Annotated in this window: 24 protein-coding genes; 14 read left to right on the forward strand and 10 right to left on the reverse strand. The window is 58.2% G+C overall.

The window, feature by feature from the left end; translation table 11 throughout:
• Positions 1-94: 94 nt before the first annotated feature.
• The 5 genes from MCP_RS13940 to MCP_RS13960 all read left to right on the forward strand — a co-directional run bounded on the left by MCP_RS13940 (position 95) and on the right by MCP_RS13960 (position 3767).
• On the forward strand, positions 95-340 hold the full coding sequence (locus MCP_RS13940; RefSeq protein WP_128860083.1) for a hypothetical protein: 246 nt from the start codon (positions 95-97) through the stop codon (positions 338-340).
• Between the two features lie 88 nt (positions 341-428).
• Positions 429-1145, forward strand: coding sequence for a helix-turn-helix domain-containing protein (locus MCP_RS13945; protein WP_012901492.1), 717 nt, complete (start codon positions 429-431; stop codon positions 1143-1145).
• Entirely contained in the window at positions 1142-2185 is a 1044-nt protein-coding gene (locus MCP_RS13950; RefSeq protein WP_012901493.1) for a hydroxymethylglutaryl-CoA synthase, read from the forward strand. Before MCP_RS13945 ends, MCP_RS13950 begins: the two co-directional genes overlap by 4 nt.
• Before the next feature lie 12 nt (positions 2186-2197).
• On the forward strand, positions 2198-3376 hold the full coding sequence (locus MCP_RS13955; protein ID WP_012901494.1) for a thiolase domain-containing protein: 1179 nt from the start codon (positions 2198-2200) through the stop codon (positions 3374-3376).
• 1 nt (position 3377) lies between these two features.
• On the forward strand, positions 3378-3767 hold the full coding sequence (locus MCP_RS13960; RefSeq protein ID WP_012901495.1) for a Zn-ribbon domain-containing OB-fold protein: 390 nt from the start codon (positions 3378-3380) through the stop codon (positions 3765-3767).
• 205 nt (positions 3768-3972) lie between these two features.
• Here MCP_RS13960 and MCP_RS13965 read toward each other — a convergent pair whose 3' ends face one another.
• Positions 3973-4338, reverse strand: a complete 366-nt coding sequence (locus MCP_RS13965; protein WP_128860084.1) for a DNA-binding protein — start codon at positions 4336-4338, stop codon at positions 3973-3975.
• Positions 4339-4431: 93 nt separating this feature from the next.
• Here MCP_RS13965 and corA point away from each other — a divergent pair, with 93 nt between their 5' ends.
• Positions 4432-5379: a magnesium/cobalt transporter CorA gene (gene corA / locus MCP_RS13970; RefSeq protein WP_012901497.1), complete on the forward strand. Its 948-nt coding sequence runs from the start codon at positions 4432-4434 to the stop codon at positions 5377-5379.
• Positions 5380-5431: 52 nt separating this feature from the next.
• The gene (locus MCP_RS13975) at positions 5432-5872 is read left to right on the forward strand and encodes a flavodoxin domain-containing protein (RefSeq protein WP_012901498.1); all 441 of its coding nucleotides are present in this window, start codon (positions 5432-5434) and stop codon (positions 5870-5872) included.
• Here MCP_RS13975 and MCP_RS13980 read toward each other — a convergent pair.
• Complete coding sequence (locus tag MCP_RS13980; RefSeq protein ID WP_012901499.1) at positions 5869-6603, reverse strand: V4R domain-containing protein; 735 nt, start codon at positions 6601-6603, stop codon at positions 5869-5871. The genes MCP_RS13975 and MCP_RS13980 overlap by 4 nt on opposite strands.
• 186 nt (positions 6604-6789) lie before the next feature.
• Between MCP_RS13980 and hcp the strand changes: the two genes are divergently transcribed.
• From hcp to MCP_RS14015, 7 genes are all read left to right on the forward strand, one after another.
• On the forward strand, positions 6790-8406 hold the full coding sequence (gene hcp, locus MCP_RS13985) for a hydroxylamine reductase (RefSeq protein WP_012901500.1): 1617 nt from the start codon (positions 6790-6792) through the stop codon (positions 8404-8406).
• Positions 8407-8442: 36 nt separating this feature from the next.
• Positions 8443-8781, forward strand: a complete 339-nt coding sequence (locus MCP_RS13990; RefSeq protein ID WP_012901501.1) for a HEAT repeat domain-containing protein — start codon at positions 8443-8445, stop codon at positions 8779-8781.
• Positions 8782-8818: 37 nt separating this feature from the next.
• A complete protein-coding gene (locus MCP_RS13995; protein ID WP_012901502.1) occupies positions 8819-9043 on the forward strand; it encodes a heavy-metal-associated domain-containing protein in 225 nt (74 codons plus the stop codon).
• A 5-nt stretch (positions 9044-9048) separates the two neighbouring features.
• Positions 9049-9213: a rubredoxin gene (rd, locus tag MCP_RS14000; RefSeq protein ID WP_012901503.1), complete on the forward strand. Its 165-nt coding sequence runs from the start codon at positions 9049-9051 to the stop codon at positions 9211-9213.
• Positions 9214-9275: 62 nt separating this feature from the next.
• Positions 9276-9809 (forward strand): ferredoxin domain-containing protein, encoded by a 534-nt coding sequence (locus MCP_RS14005; protein WP_012901504.1) that lies wholly within the window; start codon positions 9276-9278, stop codon positions 9807-9809.
• A 67-nt stretch (positions 9810-9876) separates the two neighbouring features.
• Positions 9877-10896, forward strand: coding sequence for a flap endonuclease-1 (fen, locus tag MCP_RS14010; RefSeq protein WP_012901505.1), 1020 nt, complete (start codon positions 9877-9879; stop codon positions 10894-10896).
• Positions 10897-10962: 66 nt separating this feature from the next.
• Positions 10963-11634 (forward strand): DUF169 domain-containing protein, encoded by a 672-nt coding sequence (locus MCP_RS14015; RefSeq protein ID WP_012901506.1) that lies wholly within the window; start codon positions 10963-10965, stop codon positions 11632-11634.
• 6 nt (positions 11635-11640) lie between these two features.
• Here MCP_RS14015 and MCP_RS14020 read toward each other — a convergent pair whose 3' ends face one another.
• The 8 genes from MCP_RS14020 to MCP_RS14055 form a co-directional block, all read right to left on the reverse strand.
• Positions 11641-12414, reverse strand: a complete 774-nt coding sequence (locus MCP_RS14020; RefSeq protein ID WP_012901507.1) for a sugar phosphate isomerase/epimerase family protein — start codon at positions 12412-12414, stop codon at positions 11641-11643.
• 79 nt (positions 12415-12493) lie between these two features.
• Entirely contained in the window at positions 12494-12907 is a 414-nt protein-coding gene (locus tag MCP_RS14025; RefSeq protein WP_012901508.1) for a hypothetical protein, read from the reverse strand.
• A 42-nt stretch (positions 12908-12949) separates the two neighbouring features.
• Complete coding sequence (locus MCP_RS14030) at positions 12950-13750, reverse strand: formylmethanofuran dehydrogenase subunit C (RefSeq protein ID WP_012901509.1); 801 nt, start codon at positions 13748-13750, stop codon at positions 12950-12952.
• On the reverse strand, positions 13750-15501 hold the full coding sequence (gene fwdA / locus MCP_RS14035; protein ID WP_012900323.1) for a tungsten-dependent formylmethanofuran dehydrogenase subunit FwdA: 1752 nt from the start codon (positions 15499-15501) through the stop codon (positions 13750-13752). Before fwdA ends, MCP_RS14030 begins: the two co-directional genes overlap by 1 nt.
• 8 nt (positions 15502-15509) lie before the next feature.
• Positions 15510-16877 carry a formylmethanofuran dehydrogenase subunit B gene (locus MCP_RS14040; RefSeq protein ID WP_012900324.1) on the reverse strand — a complete coding sequence of 456 codons (1368 nt, stop codon included), beginning with the start codon at positions 16875-16877 and terminating at the stop codon, positions 15510-15512.
• Positions 16874-17287 carry a molybdopterin dinucleotide binding domain-containing protein gene (locus tag MCP_RS14045; protein WP_012900325.1) on the reverse strand — a complete coding sequence of 138 codons (414 nt, stop codon included), beginning with the start codon at positions 17285-17287 and terminating at the stop codon, positions 16874-16876. Before MCP_RS14045 ends, MCP_RS14040 begins: the two co-directional genes overlap by 4 nt.
• 27 nt (positions 17288-17314) lie before the next feature.
• Complete coding sequence (locus MCP_RS14050; protein WP_012901510.1) at positions 17315-17842, reverse strand: hydrogenase iron-sulfur subunit; 528 nt, start codon at positions 17840-17842, stop codon at positions 17315-17317.
• A gap of 1 nt (position 17843) precedes the next feature.
• The gene (locus MCP_RS14055; RefSeq protein WP_012901511.1) at positions 17844-19823 is read right to left on the reverse strand and encodes a CoB--CoM heterodisulfide reductase iron-sulfur subunit A family protein; all 1980 of its coding nucleotides are present in this window, start codon (positions 19821-19823) and stop codon (positions 17844-17846) included.

Consider the following 19823-nt stretch of genomic DNA (forward strand, 5'->3'; position numbering starts at 1 on the left):
CAAGAAGAGGCCCACCGTATAAAAAACCTTACTAAAAATTTTTAAACGATGAACTCGTATAGGGTTAATAAGGTTTATTTGTGTGGAGTATGGCATGAACGGCATCCTCGAGGCGGGCCTCGTCCTTTCGCTGATATTTCTACTGCTGGCTGTCGATTTTATGATATGGATGATGGGCACGCTGTTCCTGCTTGGCCTGCTGGGCTGGCACCCGCCCGGGTGGCTCGCGAGCCCGGTGGCGCACGGGGTCAATACGGCAATGGCGGCCGCCGGAGGCGCGCTGGCCGTCGCCACGCCCATACTGGTCGACCTGGCGTTAAAAAAGACCATGATCATATGATCACAGTTCACCTTTTCCAAAATTTATCGACAATTGTCGATGCATACTACTAAAAAATTTATATACCAGAATCGCCTTTTAAGCGCTGATGCAGAGCAACATCGTCGACCTCAGGGCGAGGCTCGCCGAGAAGATGGCGGGCGAGATAACCCTCTCCGGCAACCCGGGCGAGACCATAAAAAAATGGCGCAAGAGTTTTGAAGTCTCACAGATCGACCTCGCGAACGCCATCGAGGTGTCGCCTTCCGTGATAAGCGACTACGAGAGCGGCCGGAGAAAGTCCCCCGGGACGACGATAATCAGCAAGATCGTGGAGGCCATGCTCGACATCGACGAGAAGGCCGGGTCCCGCAAGATCCGGGCGTACGAGAGCATGCTGTCCATCGCGAACTCGAACGTCATACTCGACATTCACGAGTACCGCTCGCCCGTGCCCCTGGAGAAGTTCGCCAGGCTCATCGAGGCGGAGCATATCTCGGGAAGCATGGACCGGCACATCAACGGCTACACGATCATCGACAGCATCAACGCTATTCTACAACTGTCCTCCGAAGAATTCTACCGGCTGTACGGCTGGAGCACGGAAAGGGCCCTCATCTTTTGTAACGTGAGCACGGGCCGCTCGCCCATGGTGGCGCTCCGCGTGTCCACGCTCAAGCCCGCCGCCGTGGTGCTCCACGGCCTGGAGGCCTCGAAGATCGACCCGGTGGCTAAAAAAATAGCGGAAGTGGAGACGTTCCCGCTCATTGCCAGCCGGATGGACATAGACACAATGATCAGCATACTAAAGGGATTGAAAGAATGACACTAGGGATCAGCGCATACGGAGCATACGTTCCGCGGTACCGCATCAAGGTCGACGAGATCGCGAAGGTCTGGGGCGACGATGCGGACGACTACAAGAACGGCTTAATGGTAACAGAGAAGTCAGTGCCGGACATGGACGAGGACACCGCCACGATCGCGGTCGAGGCCGCGAGGAACGCCATACTGAGGGGAGCGGACCCGAAGAAGATCGGCGCCATCTACGTGGGCTCGGAGAGCCACCCGTACGCCGTGAAACCGACCGCCACGATCGTGGCAGCGGCGATAGGCGCGGGCCCGAACATGACCGCCGCGGACTTCGAGTTCGCCTGCAAGGCGGGCACTGCGGCCGTCCAGACCTGCATGGGCGTCGTCTCGGCGGGGATCGCCGAGACGGCGATGGCCATCGGGGCGGACGTATCGCAGGGAGCCCCCGGAGACGCGCTGGAGTACACGGCCGCGGCCGGCGGAGCCGCGTTCGTCATCGGCAAGACCGACCTCATCGCGACCATCAACCACACGTGCTCATTCACGACCGACACTCCGGACTTCTGGAGGAGAGAGGGCGCGGACTACCCGAGGCACGGCGGCAGGTTCACGGGCGACCCGGGATATTTCAAGCACGTCCTCTCGGCGTCGAAGATGATGCTGGAGAAGGCCGGCACGAAGCCCTCCGACTATAATTATGCGGTGTTCCACCAGCCCAACGGCAAGTTCCCGACCAGGGCCGCCCAGACGCTGGGGTTCACCAAAGAGCAAATAAAACAAGGCCTGACCTGCCCGAAGATGGGCAACACGTACTCGGGCGCCAGCATGGTGGGCCTGTCGGCAGTACTGGACGTCGCTAAGCCTGGCGACCGGGTGTTCGTCACCTCGTTCGGCTCGGGCGCGGGCAGCGACTCGTTCGACATAACGGTCACGGACCGCATCACGAAGGTACAGGACCTGGCGCAGAAGACGTGGGACTACATCAAGGACGCGAAGTACATCGACTACGCCACGTATGCGAAGCACAAGGGCAAGATCAAGGTGGACAGCTAAGGGGTGACAAAAATGAGAGATGTTGCAATCATAGGCGTCGGATGTACCAAGTTCGGCGAGATGTGGGAGAGGTCTTTCAGGGATATCGTCGTGGAGGCCGGCGCGCAGGCCATCGGCGACGCGAAGCTGAACGGCGAGGAGATCGAGGCCATGTACGTGGGTAACATGAGCGGCGGCCAGTTCGTGAGCCAGGAGCACATCGGCTCCCTCATCGCGGACTTCACCGGGCTGGCGTCGACGTTCCACATACCGGCCACGAGGGTCGAGGCGGCGTGCGCCTCGGGCGGCCTGGCGTTAAGGAACGCCATCATAGCCGTCGCCTCGGGCTACCACGACGTGGTCGTTGCCGCGGGGGTCGAGAAGATGACGGACGTCGAGACGGGCGTGACCGTGGACGCGCTGGCGTCGGCGGCGGACCGCGAGTGGGAGGGCTTCATGGGGGCAACCTTCCCCGCGCTGTACGCCATGGTCGCCAGGCTTCACATGCACCGCTATGGCACGACCCGGGACCAGCTCGCCCAGGTGGCCGTGAAGAACCACCACAACGCGGTGAACAACCCGAGGGCCCAGTTCAGGAACGAGATCACGCTTGACACGGTCAAGAACGCAACGATGGTCTCGGACCCGTTCACATTATTCGACTGCTCTCCGATAACGGACGGCGCGGCGGCCGTAATAGTCGCCCCCGCCGAGGACGCGAAGAAGTACACGGACAGCCCCGTCTACGTGCTCGGCTCGGGCCAGGCGACTGACACGATATCGCTGCACAACAGGGCAGACTTCTGCACCTTTGGCGCCAGCGTCGCGGCGGGCCAGAGGGCCTACGAGATGGCCCACGTTACCCCGAATGACATCGACCTCTGCGAGGTGCACGACTGCTTCACCATCGCGGAAATACTCGCCATCGAGGACCTGGGATTCTTCAAGAAGGGCCAGGGCGGCCCGGCCACGCTGGCGGGCGAGACGGCCATCGGCGGCAAGATCCCCATCAACACGTCGGGCGGCCTGAAGGCGTGCGGCCACCCCGTGGGCGCCACCGGCATCAAGCAGGCCGTGGAGTGCGTCGAGCAGCTAAGAGGCACGGCCGGCAAGAGGCAGGTCGACGGCGCAAAGATCGCCATGACCCACAACGTGGGAGGCACCGGCGGCACGGCAGTGTGCCACATATTCTCGAACGAGAGGAGGAAGTAACATGGGAGTCCCAAGATTCTGGAGAGAGATACCGGCCCGCTATAATCTGATCGGCTCGAAGTGCGAGACCTGCGGCGCCTTTTATTTCCCGCCCCGGCGGTTCTGCCCCGAGTGCAGGCGCCAGGGCAAGATGGCCCCGTACCAGTTCAAGGGCACCGGCGAGGTCGTCACGTACACGACCATCTACACGCCCGGCGATTCCTGGATCGGCGGCAAGCCCTACGTGCTCGCCATCGTGAAGCTCGACGAGGGCCCGCACCTTACCACCCAGGTCATCTGCGACCCGGCAGAGGTCAAGATCGGCATGCGGGTCAAGAAGGTGTTCCGCAAGATCGGCGAGGACGGCGATAAGGGCATGATCCACTACGGTACGAAGTTCGTGCCGGCGTAAGGGGCTCGCATAAGCCCCCTTTTTTATTTCCCTGTCAAGGCCCTCAAAAAAAATAAGCTTTCTCAAAGACGATTTCAGCCACCAAGCGACTCAAAGCCGGCTCCAAGCTACACCAGGATTTTTTAAAAAGTTCTAAGATATCTTCGTGTAACTTCAGGCATGCTTCGAGGCCTTCGTGGCTGAAAAAAGTCTTCGTGCGCTCTTATTATTTTTTGAGGAGCTTAATTGTTTCAGCCACGACCTCCTTTTGCCCTTTATACATCTCCACCAGGCCGGCGGCCTCGACCTCGCTGCCGGGCTTCGTGGCGTTGGCGGCCTCGAAGGCGCCGCTTCCCGCGGGCACGAAGACGTCCAGGGGCCCGGCGGAAGTCTTAACGCAAAGAATAACGTGGCCGCCCTGGTAGGTGTTCTCCTTAGCCAGCACCAGCCCGGTCACCGTTACTCTTGCGCCCTCGGGAGAGTCATACGAGTAGGGGGCGCTGGCGCCCGTCAGCAGGAACAGGGCGCCGATGGCCACGAGAGAAAGGGCTAATATGACGATGGTAGCCAGCTCTTCATTCTGCAAGCGCATGATGGACAATAGACGTCAAAGCAGATAATTGTTTTCATCAGCGTGAAATAATTCAAATATATATAACGTTTTATCGGGCATATCTTCGTTCATATGAGCCTGCGAGTCGTCTCCTATACGGAGAAGGAATTAAGGGAGATAACGCTCGAAGAGGCCGTAACATGCTCCGGATGCAATAAATGGGTCAGCATGCTCTCCCCGAGCCCGCAGGAATTCAAGGCAGTGGCCGACGCGTTCGAGCTACACCCGCTCGTCGTCGAGGACATGGCGAACGATAAGGAGCTTCCGAAGGTCAACGAGTACGCGCACTATACGTTCCTCATCCTGGACGTCCCGGAGCACGACGACGAGTTCGCCATAAGCAAGCTGTACATCGTCATCGGCCGGGATTTCCTGATATCCCTTACAGGCAACTGGGACGTTCTCCGGGCGGTCGATGCCACGCTGAACTCGAAGGACGACCCCATACAGAAACACGGGATCGATTACCTGGCCTATGCGCTCATCGACCGCTCAGTGGACCGTTTCTATCCAATACTGGACGACCTGGAGGACCTGGTCTCGGACGTGGAGGAGAGGGTCATGGGGAAGCCGGCGAAGGAGATCATCGGGACGATCTCGGAGGTCCGCCGCTTCCTGCTCAAGATACGGAAGGCCGCGTGGCTCGACCGGGAGGTGCTTTCGGCGCTGGAGCGCCAGGGCTCGCCGTATTTTACCTCAGAGACGGCGCTCTACCTGAGGGACGTCTACGACCACATCGTACAGGTAATGGACTTGATAGAGACGTACAGGGATATCCTGGGGGCCGCGAGGGATACGTACATGTCCTCAGTGTCCAACGCCCTCAACGAGACCATGAAGCAGCTCACCATCATCGCCACCCTCATGCTGCCGCTCACGTTCATCTCGAGCATCTACGGCATGAACTTCAAGAACATGCCGGAGCTATACTGGGAGTACGGGTACTATGCCGTCCTCGTCATCATGTTCCTTCTCGCCTCGGGCATGATCATCTACTTCAGGAAAAGGGAATGGCTATAAGGCCGCGAAGCTATTATACTATAAGCTAAATATTATATTTTTGAGGCAATGTATGTTGGACGTCCTGATCATTTACGATACGAATACCGGGAATACGGAGAAGGCGGCGCAGGAGATCCTCGGCGGCGTTAAGGAGAGCGGGGCCAGCGTCGAGATGAAGAAGGTCGACGATACGACCGTGGAGGACCTGAAGGCCGCGAGGGGCATCATCCTGGGCTCGCCCAACATATACGGCAATTATTCGGGAAAGATGAGGGACCTCGTGAACTCGAAGCTGGTGCAGGCGAAGCCGTCGGACAAGGTCGGCGCCGCCTTCGGCACGTACAAGTGGAACGACGATAACCTCAAGAATCTGCAGAACGACTTACGGTGGAAGGGCGTGCGCATCGTGAGCGAGGGCGTCAACGTCCACAGGCACTCGAACGGCGATGTCGTGAAAAAACTAAGAGAGCTTGGCAGGAAAGTCGGGGAAGAGGCCAAAAAAGCCCGTTAGAATATTTTTATCAGGAACTTACAGTGGTGATGGCCCGTCCCGTAGCACTCCACTTCCTCGATGGAGCACCTGACCTTCAGCTTTTCCTCGATGATGGCCTCCAGTATGCCCTCGTCCATGGAGCACTGTGTTTGGCCGATGTTCGGCATGGTGCTGCAGTCGAAGCAGTCATCGACGATAATAGTCGGCACGTCGCCCTTCACGATGCTGACCCGGCCCAGGCCCTGGGATTCCCAGAACTGCGATACCTCTTTCAGGAGAGCGTCGGCCGTGGTCGCCTTGAACCGGGGCGCCAGCACCCTGCCCACGTCCCGCCCGATCTTCTTGAGCGCCGGGCTCGTGTCGACGCCGTAGGACTCCATGCCCGAGCGCACGAGATGGAAAAGCGACTTTAAAAAGCCGTACTGGTCCCCGATGGTCGCCGGCACGGATTGCAGGATCTTATCGTAATGGGTGGTCACGGGCATCTTCGAGCTGGCCAGGAGGTCCGTGTTCAGGCCGAAATACTTCTTCCGGCGGTCCCGGGAGTCGACGCGCTTATACACTAAGCCCATGCTCAAAAGGTCATTAAGGTGCACGGACATCGTCGATCGGGCCTTGCCGCAGACCTCGATGAGCTCCTCGAAGGTGAGCTCCCGCTCGGCCAGTTTTTGCAATATTCTGTTTTTTATGGGGCTCTCGATGGCTATCATGCCCTTCTTCGTGGAGTATATCTCGACCTGGTCTCGCATCTATGCATACATGCACGCGCCGGTATAAATAGGTTCGCTATATACGAACTGTTCGCTAATTGCGAACCTATAGTTACATATAAAACGGCCATGCCACCAATATCTATTTATAATTAGTACGTATACATACGAACTAAGGATACCTATAACGAATATCACCGGAGGAAAATTGTGACTGCGACCAGCATGTTTTGCTATCAGTGTGAACAGACGGCGAACGGAAAGGGCTGTACGAAGATGGGCGTGTGCGGCAAGACGGCCGACGTGGCGGCTTTACAGGACCTGATGATTTATGCCGTGCGCGGCCTGTCGGAGGTCGCCGTAGAGGCGCGTAAGGCCGGGGTCGTCGACCCCGAAGTCAACAGGTTCACCGTTAATGCGTTGTTCTCGACGCTGACCAACGTCGACTTCGACCCGGCGCGATTTCAGGTTCTCATCGGCCGCTGCGTGGAGCTGAGGGAACAGTTAAGGAATAAGGCAAAGCTTGGTACCTTCGACGGCGCGGCCGCGTTCCAGCCGGCGAAGGACCCGAACGGCCTCGTCGACCAGGGCACGAAGGTCGGCCTGATGTCGGACACGTTCTCCGCCGACGAGAACATCCGGTCCCTGCAGCACACGACCCTGTACGGCATCAAGGGCGTGGCGGCCTACGCGGACCACGCGCAGATACTGGGCCAGGAAGACGACAGGGTATACGCTTATATCCACGAGGCTTTAACAGCCATGGGCAACAAGAGCCTCGGCCTCAACGACTGGGTAGGCCTTACGCTGAAGTGCGGCGAGATCAACATCCGCACGATGGAACTTTTAGATGCGGGCAACACGGGCACGTACGGCCACCCGGTGCCGACGGCGGTTCCGCTGGGCGCGAAGAAGGGCAAGGCCATACTCGTATCGGGCCACGACCTCAAGGATCTAGAAGAATTATTAAAACAGACCGAGGGCAAGGACATCTACGTATACACCCACGGGGAGATGCTGCCCACCCATGGATATCCGGGCCTGAAGAAATATAAGCACTTCTATGGCCACTACGGCACGGCCTGGCAGAACCAGGCGAAGGAGTTCGCCGCCTTCCCGGGCCCTATCGTGATGACCACGAACTGCATCCAGAAGCCCCGGGAGAGCTACCAGAATAGCATTTACACTATGGGCCCGGTCGGGTGGCCGGGGGTCGTGCACCTCAAAGACCGTGACTTCAGCCCCGTGATAAAGAAGGCGCTGGAGATGCCCGGCTTCACCGAAGACAAAGAGGGCGGGTCTGTCATGGTCGGCTTCGGCAGGAACGCCGTCCTGGGCGTCGCCCCGGCGGTCATCGACGCGGTAAAAGCAGGCAAGATCAGGCACTTCTTCCTGGTGGGAGGGTGTGACGGCGCGAAGGCCAGCCGCAACTACTACACGGAGTTCGTGGAGAAGGTCCCGAAGGACTGCGTTGTTTTAACGCTCGCCTGCGGCAAGTTCAAGTTCTTCGACAAAGAGCTGGGCAACATCGGCGGCATTCCGAGGCTGCTGGACGTCGGGCAGTGCAACGACGCCTACTCGGCAGTCAAGATCGCCATGGCGCTCGCCGACGCGTTCAAGATCGGCGTGAACGACCTCCCCCTGTCCATGATCCTGTCGTGGTACGAGCAGAAAGCGGCCGCGATCCTGCTGTCGCTGCTGTACCTGGGAATCAAGGACATCAGGCTGGGCCCCAGCCTGCCGGCGTTCATCACGCCCGCGGTGCTCGACGTGCTGGTGAAGAACTTCAACATCATGCCCATCACCACGCCGGACCAGGACCTCAAGGCCATCCTTGGGTGAGATAAAACCGGAGCTCTCCTCCCCATTTTTCTTTTTATGAGCGATATCGCAGGGCTGAAGGACCGCGACCCCAAAGTCCGTAAGAAAGCCGTGATCGCAGTGGGCGACGCAGGTGGCTCCGGCGCCGTGGAAGAGCTTATCGCCCTGCTGGACGACCCCGATGATGACGTCCGCCTGGAGGCCGTGGTGGCGCTGGGAAAGATCGGCGACCCGAGGGCCGTGGAGCCGCTCATTAAAAAGCTAAAGAGCTATGACTATTTCTACGTGCGAAAGAAGGCAGGATATACGCTCTATACTTTCCTGAAGCAGGAACGCCTTGACGAAGGCCTGCGGCAAAAGATCCGTGCCAACTGGCGCTCCTGGTATCTAACCTGAAAAAGTATATTGGCGCGGAGGCCATTATTTTCATCATATGGCAGAAAAGAAGCTAACCATCGTCATCGAGGGCATGCACTGTAACCACTGCTCCCAGGCCATCGCCGACGGCCTGAAGAAGCTCAAGGGCGTTAAATCAGCGGACGTCATATTCACGACCGGCAAGGCGAAGGTCGTATACGACCCCGACGTCGTCAAGGTCGACCAGATGCTCGCCGTCGTGAAGGAGCTCGGCTATACGGTAAAGGGCACGAAGGAGTGATATCGATGGCAAAATGGCAATGCATCCCCTGTGGATACATCTATGATCCGGCGAAGGGCGACCCCGACGGCGGAGTGGAGCCCGGGACGCCGTTCGAGAGCTTACCCGAGGACTGGGCCTGCCCCGTCTGCGGCGCCTCGAAGGACCAGTTCGAGAAGGTCGAAGAGTAAGCATTCCCTTTTTTAACGTAATTTATTTGAGGATGATTGGAGATATTACCGCAGGATCCGTTATGATCACCAAGGGCAAAGACATGGAGCAGAAGGCCGTCGAAGAGGTGGCGGCCCTCATGTGCGCGGCCGCCAGGACGGCGCCGAAGGGCAAGGGCGTGGACAACCTGGCGACGCTGGTCGTCACTGGCGAGGACAAGGACAGGCTCGCCAAGGAGATGCGGCGCATCGCGGAGGAATACAGCGCCGCGTTCTTCGCCCGGGACGCCGGCAACGTGGACTCCTCCGAGGCCGTCGTCATCCTGGGCCAGCGGCCTGTGCCGTTCTACCTGCCCGTCTGCGGCTACTGCGGCTTTGAGAACTGCGCCGAGAACAAGGAGAAGTCCGGCGTGTGCGCCGTGAGCGTGGGCGACCTGGGCATCGCCGCCTGTTCTGCTGCGGCTGTCGCGGGGCTGCACCACATTGACAACCGCATCATGTTCTCGGTGGGCCGGGCCGCGTTAAACTTAAAATTGTTCAACGACGACGGCATTGTAGAGGCCTACGGCATACCGCTGAGCGTGTCCGGCAAGAGCCCCTACTTCGACCGCAAGTAGCGGCCTTCACGTCTTTTTCCCGGTTAAGTTAAATATCTAAAAATACCAGAATTATAGGGAGTTTACGATGGGAGTCGACCTCACGGACCTGGTGCCGGAGCACGAGACAACTCTCGTGGACCTTAATGGCAAGGTCATCGCCATAGACGCCTTTAACACCTTATATCAGTTCTTGAGCATTATCCGGCAGATGGACGGCACGCCTTTAGTAGACGACAAGGGGGAAGTGACGTCCCATCTTTCGGGCATCATCTACCGTGTGACGAACCTGGTCGAGCAGGGCATCAAGCCGGTCTTTGTGTACGACGGCAAGCCGCCCGTGCTGAAGGCCGAGACCATCAAGGCACGCCGGGAGGTCAGGGAGGCCGCCAGGCAGATGTACGAGGCGGCCAGGGCCGCGGGGAGCGCCGAGGCCTACAAGTACGCCCAGGCCTCCACGAGCATCAACGCCCAGATCATAAAAGACTCCAAAGAGCTTTTAGGCTACATGGGAATGCCGTTCCTCATCGCCCCATCGGAGGGCGAGGCGCAGGCCGCCTACATGGTGCAGAAGGGGGCCGCCGACTTCGTGGGCTCCCAGGACTATGACTCGTTATTATTCGGCGCGCCCCGGATGGTGAGGAACGTGACCATCACCGGCCGCCGAAAGATACCAAGGCGTGGGGTCTACGTGGACGTAAAGCCCCAGATCGTAGAGCTCAAAGAGGTCCTGGAAACGCTGGAGGTCACGCGGGAGCAGCTCATCGACATGGGCATCCTGGTGGGCACGGACTTCAACCCGGGCATCTATAAGGTAGGCCCCAAGACCGCCCTCAAGCTCGTGAAAAAGCACCCTGACATGCGGGCCATCTTAGATGAGCTCGGCCAGGATATTGAGAACTACCAGGAAATAAGGGAGTTCTTCCTTCACCCGCCCACTACGGACGATTACAGCATCAAGTGGGGCAGGCCCGAGCCCGAAAAGATCAGGCACTTCCTCTGCGACGAGCATAACTTTTCCCCGGAGCGCGTGGATAAAGTCATCGAAAGGCTCGACAGGGCCGTGTCGGAGACCGGCAAGCAGAAGACGCTGTCGGCGTGGTTCTAGTGCTCTCACAAAGGCTTTAAGCTTTTAAGCTCATTTTTTAATTAACAATGTTAAGAGGTAGCTATCATGGCCAATTATGCAGAGATGTCATCCAAGCTGAAAACGTTACTTGGCCTCAAGGGCTCGCCCGTGGCCGTACGGTTAATAAAGGAGAGAAGCGAGATACCGGCGGGCACGCCGGAGCTTAAGGAAAAGCTAAGGCACTGCGAGATGGTCCAGAAGGCCCGCGGCGGAGACGTGTTCTACGCCACCAGGGAGCAGCACGCCTGCGCCGGAGGCGCCGGTGCGCTGGGCATCATGGAGACCCCGGAGAAGATCAAGAGCGGAGAGTTCTACTTCGGCCTGGGCCGGTTCAAGACCCTGGAGTCGGCGAAGAAGACCATGGACGCCGTGCCCCGCACGAACAAGCAATTCATTGCATCGCTGTACGCCCCGCTGGAGAAGGCCGGATTCAAGCCCGACGCGATCGTCATCATCGGCAACCCGAAGCAGCTTTTAAAAATAGCCCAGTCCAACATATACGAGAAGGGCGGCCGGAACATCGTGAGCTTCTCGGGCATCCAGTCGGTCTGCGCCGACGCGGTGGCCCAGGTATACAACACCGGGGAGATGAACGCCTCCTTCGGCTGCGACGGCTCGCGGAAGAACGCTAAGATCGCGGACGACGAGCTCGTCGTGGGAATTCCCGAGGCGAAGCTGGAAAGCCTCGTCGAGGCGCTCGAAAAGATCTCTAAATAAATTTTTTTAAAAGTGGCTCTTCACGTAGCCGATAAGCTCCTTATAGAGCACCATCAGGTCGCCGCTATCCCTGCCGGCGATCTCCTGCTGGTCGAGCTCCATAGTGAACGTGCCGTTAAACCTGTTAGCCTTCATCTTCGTGAGCAGCATACCCAGCGGCAATAAACCGTTCCCGGGCACGAGGTGGCTGGCTTTACGGCCGCCGTGATCGCTGATGTGAACGCTTTTTATCCGGGGCGCCATCATGTCGTAGGCCTGGAGTATGTCCCGGCCGCTGGCGGCGCAGTTGGCCACGTCGAAGCTGATGAACACGTCCAGCTCGTAGGCCAGGTCCCGGACCCCTTTGATGTCCATGATGGGAGGCACCCTGAGGCTTCCCGAAGGGGCGCCGTTCTCGACGCATATGGCGCCTCCGCCGTACAGGCTTTTGAAGTACTGCAGCCGGTCCTTGAACATGTAGCCGGACAGGTCCCTGAGCACGGGCGTATTGGGCAGGCGGAAGACGATGCGCTGGGGCTTGAAGACGTGAAATGCAGAGTGCGCGTCGATGTCGCCGTGGATCAAATAGTGCACGGGCTGCCTGAAGGTCAGCGTGGGCGCCAGAAGGCTCTTAACGGGCATGTTATAGTCGACCGACTTCACGTAAAGGCTGTCCAGGTCGGCCTTAAGCCCCGCGCAGTCGAGCTCGATGCCGTCGTAGCCCGCCCTTTCGGCGATCTCGAAGATCTCGTCGGCCTTCTTCTGGTCCGGTAATCGCACCTGTAGTAATACTTCGGGCATTACAACAGTGTCTGTAGGCGAATGGATAAATCAGGGAAGCACGGAAAAAACCAGCATAAGCCCGGATTGGCCGAAATTATTACATTTCGTAGTAGAGCTCTTTGATCTTTATGTAGACGTCCCCGACCATCTCGTATTCCTTGAAAACAGTGTCGTGGTCGGTGATATGCCTCTCCACGTTATAGCCGTTCAGCCTCAGGATGTCACCGATGGGCGTGACCTGCCGGCGGATCTCCTCGACGAACTCGGGAGGGTTCCTGGCGACGGGCATCTCGACCGTGGAATGGACGATGACCTTGCCGTCCTTTAAAAATTCGGATATGCGGAAAATTACGCCGTCCTTTTCTTCCTGGCCGACGACCCTGAACTCGACGCCCGCGTAGTTATCCATTAAATAGCGCGTGGTCGAGCCGGTGGAATTGATGATCGCTTTATACCAGGGCATCGATGGCGTGCTCCCAGCCTTGGTCTTGGAATAAATAGGGTTGAACATCTCCTTGTAGGGAGATGTTCATATTGTTATATAATCTTTTTCTTATGCCTTTACGTATAGTGTGCCTTTTCCTGCTTCTGCGCGGTCGCCCTGGTAGACCTTGAACGCTGCTGTCCTGCCGTCCACCTCGACGTCCTTCGTCTCCTTCAACGCGAAGCCGGGCATCATGGTCTCTATCCTGCCGAGCATGTAGATGTTCCCGCGGATCATCTGGGCGCCGACACGTCCGGGACTGTCGCCGTAAATGACGATCTTGCCGCCCACATCCTTGGCACCGATGGCACGGCCGGCATGAATGCCAGCGTTAATATCCACGTTGCCTTTAACGGTGATCGTGCCGCCCATCATGTACTCGCCCAGGTCACAGCCAGCGTTGCCGCTGACGGTGATGACGCCGCCCTTCATGCCACGCCAGTCGCCACGGTAAGAGGCGCCGAGATAGTTGCCGGCGTTCCCCTCGATGATGAGCTGTCCGCCCTCCATCTGAATGCCCGCGAACGCATCGGTATTGCCCTTGACGATAATCGAGCCGCCCTTCATCCACGCGCCGCAGTACATGTCCACGTCGCCCTTACACAACACGGCGCCCGCGGTCATCCTCGAGCCAACGTACTTGACCCGGGGCACGCTACCGTTGATAACGATAGCCTGATCGGCAGCGTTAGCAGCCGTACTGCCCTGCACATCGAAGAACTTGCCCAGCGGCCACGAGGTGTTACCCTCCCAGACCAGCAGAGCCCGGATCTCCTCGAGACTCTTGCCCGCAAAAGCATCAGGCGTTATCACTTCAGCCTCCAGCACCAGGTACTTCTCGCTATTGGGAGTTAACGTGATCTTCTCCATCAGATCCCTCCTGCAAGCGGGCCGGCCTTAAGAACCGTCGGATTGACGAGATACGAATCCTGCACCGGGTAATTGTTCAACGTCACCGAGTAGTACTTGAGGAACTTATCCACGATGTCATGCTTCACTTCAGGATTATCGAACCCGTCAGCATCAGTCCAATACGTGCTCTTCGTACTGCCATTCGACACGACTTCGCCATCCTTCACGACGATATCGCCGCCCTTGATGGTGTAAGCAGCCCTCTCGAGCGCCTTAACAAGCAACTCAGGCCTCTGCGTCACATCAGTCGTCTTCAGGTTAAGGTCGTATATGGCAACGTCACCGTCAGCACCGACCGCCAGACTGCCCTTCCTCTTACCCAGGCCCAGCGCCTTAGCAGGCCCGGCACGGCTCATCTGCGCAATCTCGTACAGCGACAACTCCCTGGAAATGCCGCCAAGCTGGCACCTCTCGGCAACCCACTTGTGCAATGAGCCAAGCTTCTCATCCCTGGCCTTCTTGCTCATCAACCAGCTAGTCACCGTCGGATACCTGGTGAACGGACCAGCATTCGGATGATCAGTGGTCATGTAACACTTCATCGGATCCTTAATAAGAAGTGCCAACTCGAGGCCGATGGCCCACTGCAGGCCGAACACGTGGTTCTTCGGATCGTAAATGAACGGAACGACCCCAGAACCGGTCTCCAATTCGACATCAACGTTAGCCCACTTTAGATGGTTGAGGCCGCTGAGCGAGTATTCGAACGGCCCGTCAGCAGTCATCGTCGTGGTCTCATCGAGAGTTACGAACCCGGCGTCGATGGTGACATGGTCGTGCGAGTTAACGTAGTCAGCCAGCACGCCCGCTTTGGACTCGAAGTCCTTCCACGACGTGCCGCCATAACTGTTAAACTGCGCATGGGTCAGGTGAACGTTCTGGTTCCTCCCGCTCTTCTTGTTAGTCTTCAAATTCTCCGTCAACGCCAAGGTCTTCAGCGTAGTGGTAATGTTCCCGGGGTGGCCGAGGTTGTTCGCATGCACATGAATGCTATGCGGCAAACCCAGACGCTCGTTAGCGCCCGCAAGGCCCGTTATGATATCCCTCGGAGTAACGTCGAAGTAAGGCACCGTATCATCGATGGACACGCAATTCTTGCCCCACCCCCACGCCTCAGTACCACCGGGATTGACAAGCTTAACTACTGAGCCTTTAGTGGCCTTGAGCATCCATGCCACGAAGGCATCAAGCTTCTCCGTCTCCCCTCTCTTGATGTACTCCATCACAAGCCAGTTGTTACCCAGCAGGGTAAAAGCAGACTGGTCGATGATCGGGGTATCACGGATCTCCTCGTGCGTATGCCTCGCTAAGAGTGGCGGCATTGCCGCCTCGTTAGCCATCGTATACCCGAGCACGGCGTACCGGTAAGCCGTGACGAACGTGCTGGGCACGCTGAAGCCCCCGCCCGCTCTGAGGAGCCTGGACGAGTGCTGCATGGCCGGGTCGTGAAGCTTATCCTCGGGCCTGTACAACCTGCCCACGTTGATCTTCGGGCCGGCAATATGCGTATGAATATCGATGCCGCCCGCCAATACCGCCTTTCCACGGGCATCGATCACTTTAGCGCCCGTAGTGAGCTTCGAGGCCTCGACTATCCTGCCGTTCTGAATGGCGATATCCTTCACATCGCCGTCGATGCCGCTGGCAGGGTCATACACGAACCCGTTCTTCACTAAAATCTCGTTAGTTGCAGTGACTTTCTTAGTCATGATAACACCTAATGCCCCTGCCCGGCAGGCAATCCCTTAAGCTCCTTAACACGAGCAAGGATCCTCCGAAGGACTTCCTCGTCCGAAAGCATGCCCTCAGGCCCGTCAATAACCTTCCTGCACCTGATAGGCACATTATCCATACGATAAGCCGTCCCCTCCTCCTCCACACCAACCATCGTGCTCGGAATGACGATATTCGAAACACCAGTAGTCGGAGTGTAGTGGGGGTCCAACGCAATCGTCGGTATCTTGGCGTAATGCTTCATGCTCGACACCGGGAAGTGCGCTCCAGGATCCGAAGCGATCACCATGGCCGCATCCACCTCTCCCCTCCGCAACAGGTCGTTAGACGTGGTCTCCCCGGGATTGTACCTCGGGTAACCCCTGCTAAAGTCCATCGCGAACGGGAAGCCGCTCTGCCAGCACATGACCTGACCGCTGCCCGTCACATTGTAGTGGCCCCGCATGGGAATGAGGCTGAACTTCGTATACTTGTTCATATCCGCAACCCACGAAATGGCAATGTCAATATTACGATGCTTGCCAATCGTCTGCGTAACCCCCATCCCGAAGAACAACAAACCGAACTTCTTCGTCTTCGCAAGCTCAGCCAATTGTACTATCTGCGCCTTCGGCACTCCTCCCACTACGTCAGGGATGTCCTCCCCACGGGTGGCGGTCCTCAACGCGTCCAGCACCTCGTAATCTTTGCCCTGCTCAACCTGGACGTAAATGTCCGCCTGCTTCGCAGTATCCGTAGGCCTCGGATCCACGACCACCAGCGTACGGTCATCGAACCCACGCTCGGTAAAGAACCCCCTCGGATAGATCGTGTACCGGCTCATGTGCCTCGGATGCGCATGGATCGGGTTGCAACCCCAATAAATAATGAGGTCAGCACGGTTCTTCACCTCACCCAACGTGCACTGCGGAGCGCCAACCGTCTGAATCGCCATAATACTGGGCCCGTGACACACAGTAGCCGTATTGTCCGTGACCCCACGGCACACTTCGGCCAGCTCGTTCCCAACCTCCTGCGCCTCGCAGGAAGTAGACGACCACCCGTAGAACAACGGGCGTTTAGCCTTGGCCAGTATCTGGGCCGCCTTCTCCACCGCATAATCGTAGCTCACCGGGGTGAACTGGGTCGTGCCCTCCTCCCTCTCCAGGGGCTGCATGACCCGGTGGCCCGCCTGCGCGCTCTTGAACTTCTCGTTCCCGATAATGCAGGCGTTCATCGTGTCCACGATCCTGTTGCCGTCCAGCACCACCTTGACATCGTCGCACAACGTGCCGCAGAACGGGCAGACGACATCCGTAACGACCTTCAAGCCCTCGCTCTTCGTCGCAGCCTGCGTCTTCGTCTCTATCATGCCGTCGTCTCCTTCAAATCCAACGTGGTCTTTTGTAGCAGCTCGATACCGTTCATCACTTTCTCGTTAGGCGCTGGCTCAATACTGACCCTCACTCCCTTAAAATTGGGCATGCCCGTGCTCCAGGTGTTCGGATTCGTCACCTGGTTAGCCCACGGCCCCATGGGAATAAAGACCAGCCCAGGGTGAGGACCCTGGGTCGCCTTGACCGCCCTAACGACTACCGATCCGTGAGCCGACTTGACTCTAACGGACTGGCCCGGGTACACCTTAAGCTTCTTAAGATCACTAACATCGATCTCGCAAATACCACAAGCCTTAATATACTCATCCTCATGCTTGTGCCCCTCAATAGCGACACCCTGCATGAAGGTCCTACCTGAGATCAGGTTAACCTCAATCGTAGTCATCTCTAGGGTCTCCTCAGAAGCCCCGGCTCACTTCTTCTGAACCGGCGCGGCTTCCAATTTCACACCAGCGCTCGCCTTTGCGATCTCGGCCAGGTCGTCGTCTGCGCCAGCGGGGGCGTGGCCTGCCTCGTGCAGGTCGGCTTTCTTCTGGACGGGCGTCGGGCCCAGCTTCTTTACAGTATTGACCATATCCTTGACGACTTCCGCCCACAGCGCTCCTTCCGAGGCCGAGACGAAGGTCATCTTGAGCCTTCTCGGGTCAATGCCGAACTGTTCTATCACTTTTCTGGTCAGAGCGATCCTGCGCCTCGCCTTGTAGTTGCCCGCGATGTAGTGGCAGTCGCCGATGTGGCAGCCGGATATGAGCACCGCGTCGGCACCGAGGCTGAACGCCTCCATGACGAAAGCGGGGTCGATACGGCCGGTGCACATCACACGGATGACACGCACGTTGGGGGGGTACTGGATACGGGATGTGCCCGCGAGGTCTGAGCCTGCGTAGGTACACCAGTTGCACAGTATGCCGAGTATCTTGGGTTCGAACTCGTCAGCCATTTTAGGCACCTCCTGCGGGGGTGAACAATGCAGCGATCTGCGCCCTGATCTGTTCGCTCTTGAAATGTTGCATGGTAATCGCTTTTGCCGGGCACGCTGCACCGCAGGTGCCGCAGCCCTTACACATCGCGTCGTTCACGCTGGCCCTTCTCTTGCCATCCTCGATCTCGTTCAGGGTGATGGCCTTGTACGGGCACAGGCTTCCGCATACTCCGCAGCCCGAGCAGAGGTCGTCGTCGACCTTTGCCGCGATGGGCTCCAGCGCGACCTTGCCCTGGTTGATGGGCACCTGGGCCGCAGCCGCCGCACCGGCAGCCTGGGCCACCGTGTCGGGGATGTCCTTCGGGCCCTGGCAGCACCCGGCCAGGAATATGCCGTCCGTCGAAGTCGAGAACGGGTTCAGCTTCGGGTGAGCCTCGAGCAGGAACTTGTCCGGGCTCCTGGAGATCGTCAGCTTGTTCCTGAGCAGCTCGGTCGTCTCCTTCGGGACGATGGCGGATGCCAGCACGACCACGTCGGCCTCTAAGGCGACAGGCGTGCCGAGCAGCGTGTCCTCTGCGTGGACGATCAGGTTCTTGGTGGCCGGGTCCTCCTCGATGTACGAGACCCTGCCCCTCACGAACTTCGCGCCCTCGTCCTGGATACGGTAGTAGAACTCCTCATACGCCTTACCGAACGCCCTGATGTCCATGTAGAACAGCCATGGCACCACTCCGGGCATCTTTTCCATGATCTGGTGGGCGTGCTTCAACGAGTACATGCAGCACACACGGCTACAGTACGGGTTCGCGTCCTGGTCCCTCGACCCTGCGCACAATACGAACGCAACGTTGTGAGGCTTCTGGCCGTCCGAAGGCCTTATCAGCTTACCGCCCGTCGGGCCGGAAGCGTTGATGAACCTCTCGAACTGCATGCCGGTAATGACGTTATCAAACCTGCCATAACCCCACTCCTCCTTCTTCTGGATCTCGTACAGGTCAAAGCCGGTGGCCACGATGATGGTGCCGACTTTGATCTCTACCAGCTCGTCCTTCATGTTGAGGTCGATGGCGTTCTTGTCCCCGCACTTCTTGACGCAAAGCTCGCACTTGATGCAGCTGTTGAAGTCAACCGTGTACTTGAGGGGCACTGCCTGGGGGAACGGCACGTATATGGCCTTCCTCGGCCCGAGGCCAAGGTCGAACTCGTTGCCCTTCGTTACCGGGCATACTGCAGCGCAGTCGCCGCAACCGTTACAGTCAGCCTCCTTCACGCCTCTCGCCTTCTTGCGCACCGTGACGGTGAAATTGCCGATGTACCCGTCGACCTTCTCCACCTCACAGTAGGTCATGGTCTTAATGTTCGGGTGCCTGTCAACATCCACCATCTTGGGCGTAAGGATACACTGCGAACAGTCCAGCGTCGGGAACGTCTTATCCAGACGGGACATGTTACCGCCAATACTCGGCTCCTTTTCCACTAAATAAGTGGTAATACCCGAGTCGGCGATCTCCAGCGAGGCCTGAATGCCCGCCACGCCGGCACCTATCACCATGATCGACTTCTCGACCGGGATGTACTTCGTGTCCAGAGGCTCAAGAAGAGTTGCCCTGGCAACGCTCATGCGTATGATATCCTTAGCCTTCTCCGTGGCCTTCTCCGGCTCCTTCATGTGGATCCACGAGGACTGCTCACGGATGTTGGCCATCTCGAATATGAACGGGTTCAGGCCGCCTGCCGCCGACGCCTTCCTGAACGTGGGCTCATGCAGACGGGGCGAACACGCCGCGACCACGACCGCATCAAGGTTCTGCTCCTTAATTGCGGCTTTTATCTTTTCTTGCCCCGGAGTTGAGCACATATAAGTGTAGTTGTCCGCGTGCACCACGTTGGGGAGGGTCTTAGCGTATTCCCTCACCTGGTCGATGGGGATGACGCCCGCGATGTTGGTGCCGCAGTGGCAGATGAACACTCCGACTCTGTTAGGTTTCTTTTCTGTCAT

The organism is Methanocella paludicola SANAE (assembly GCF_000011005.1).
Classification (GTDB): domain Archaea; phylum Halobacteriota; class Methanocellia; order Methanocellales; family Methanocellaceae; genus Methanocella; species Methanocella paludicola.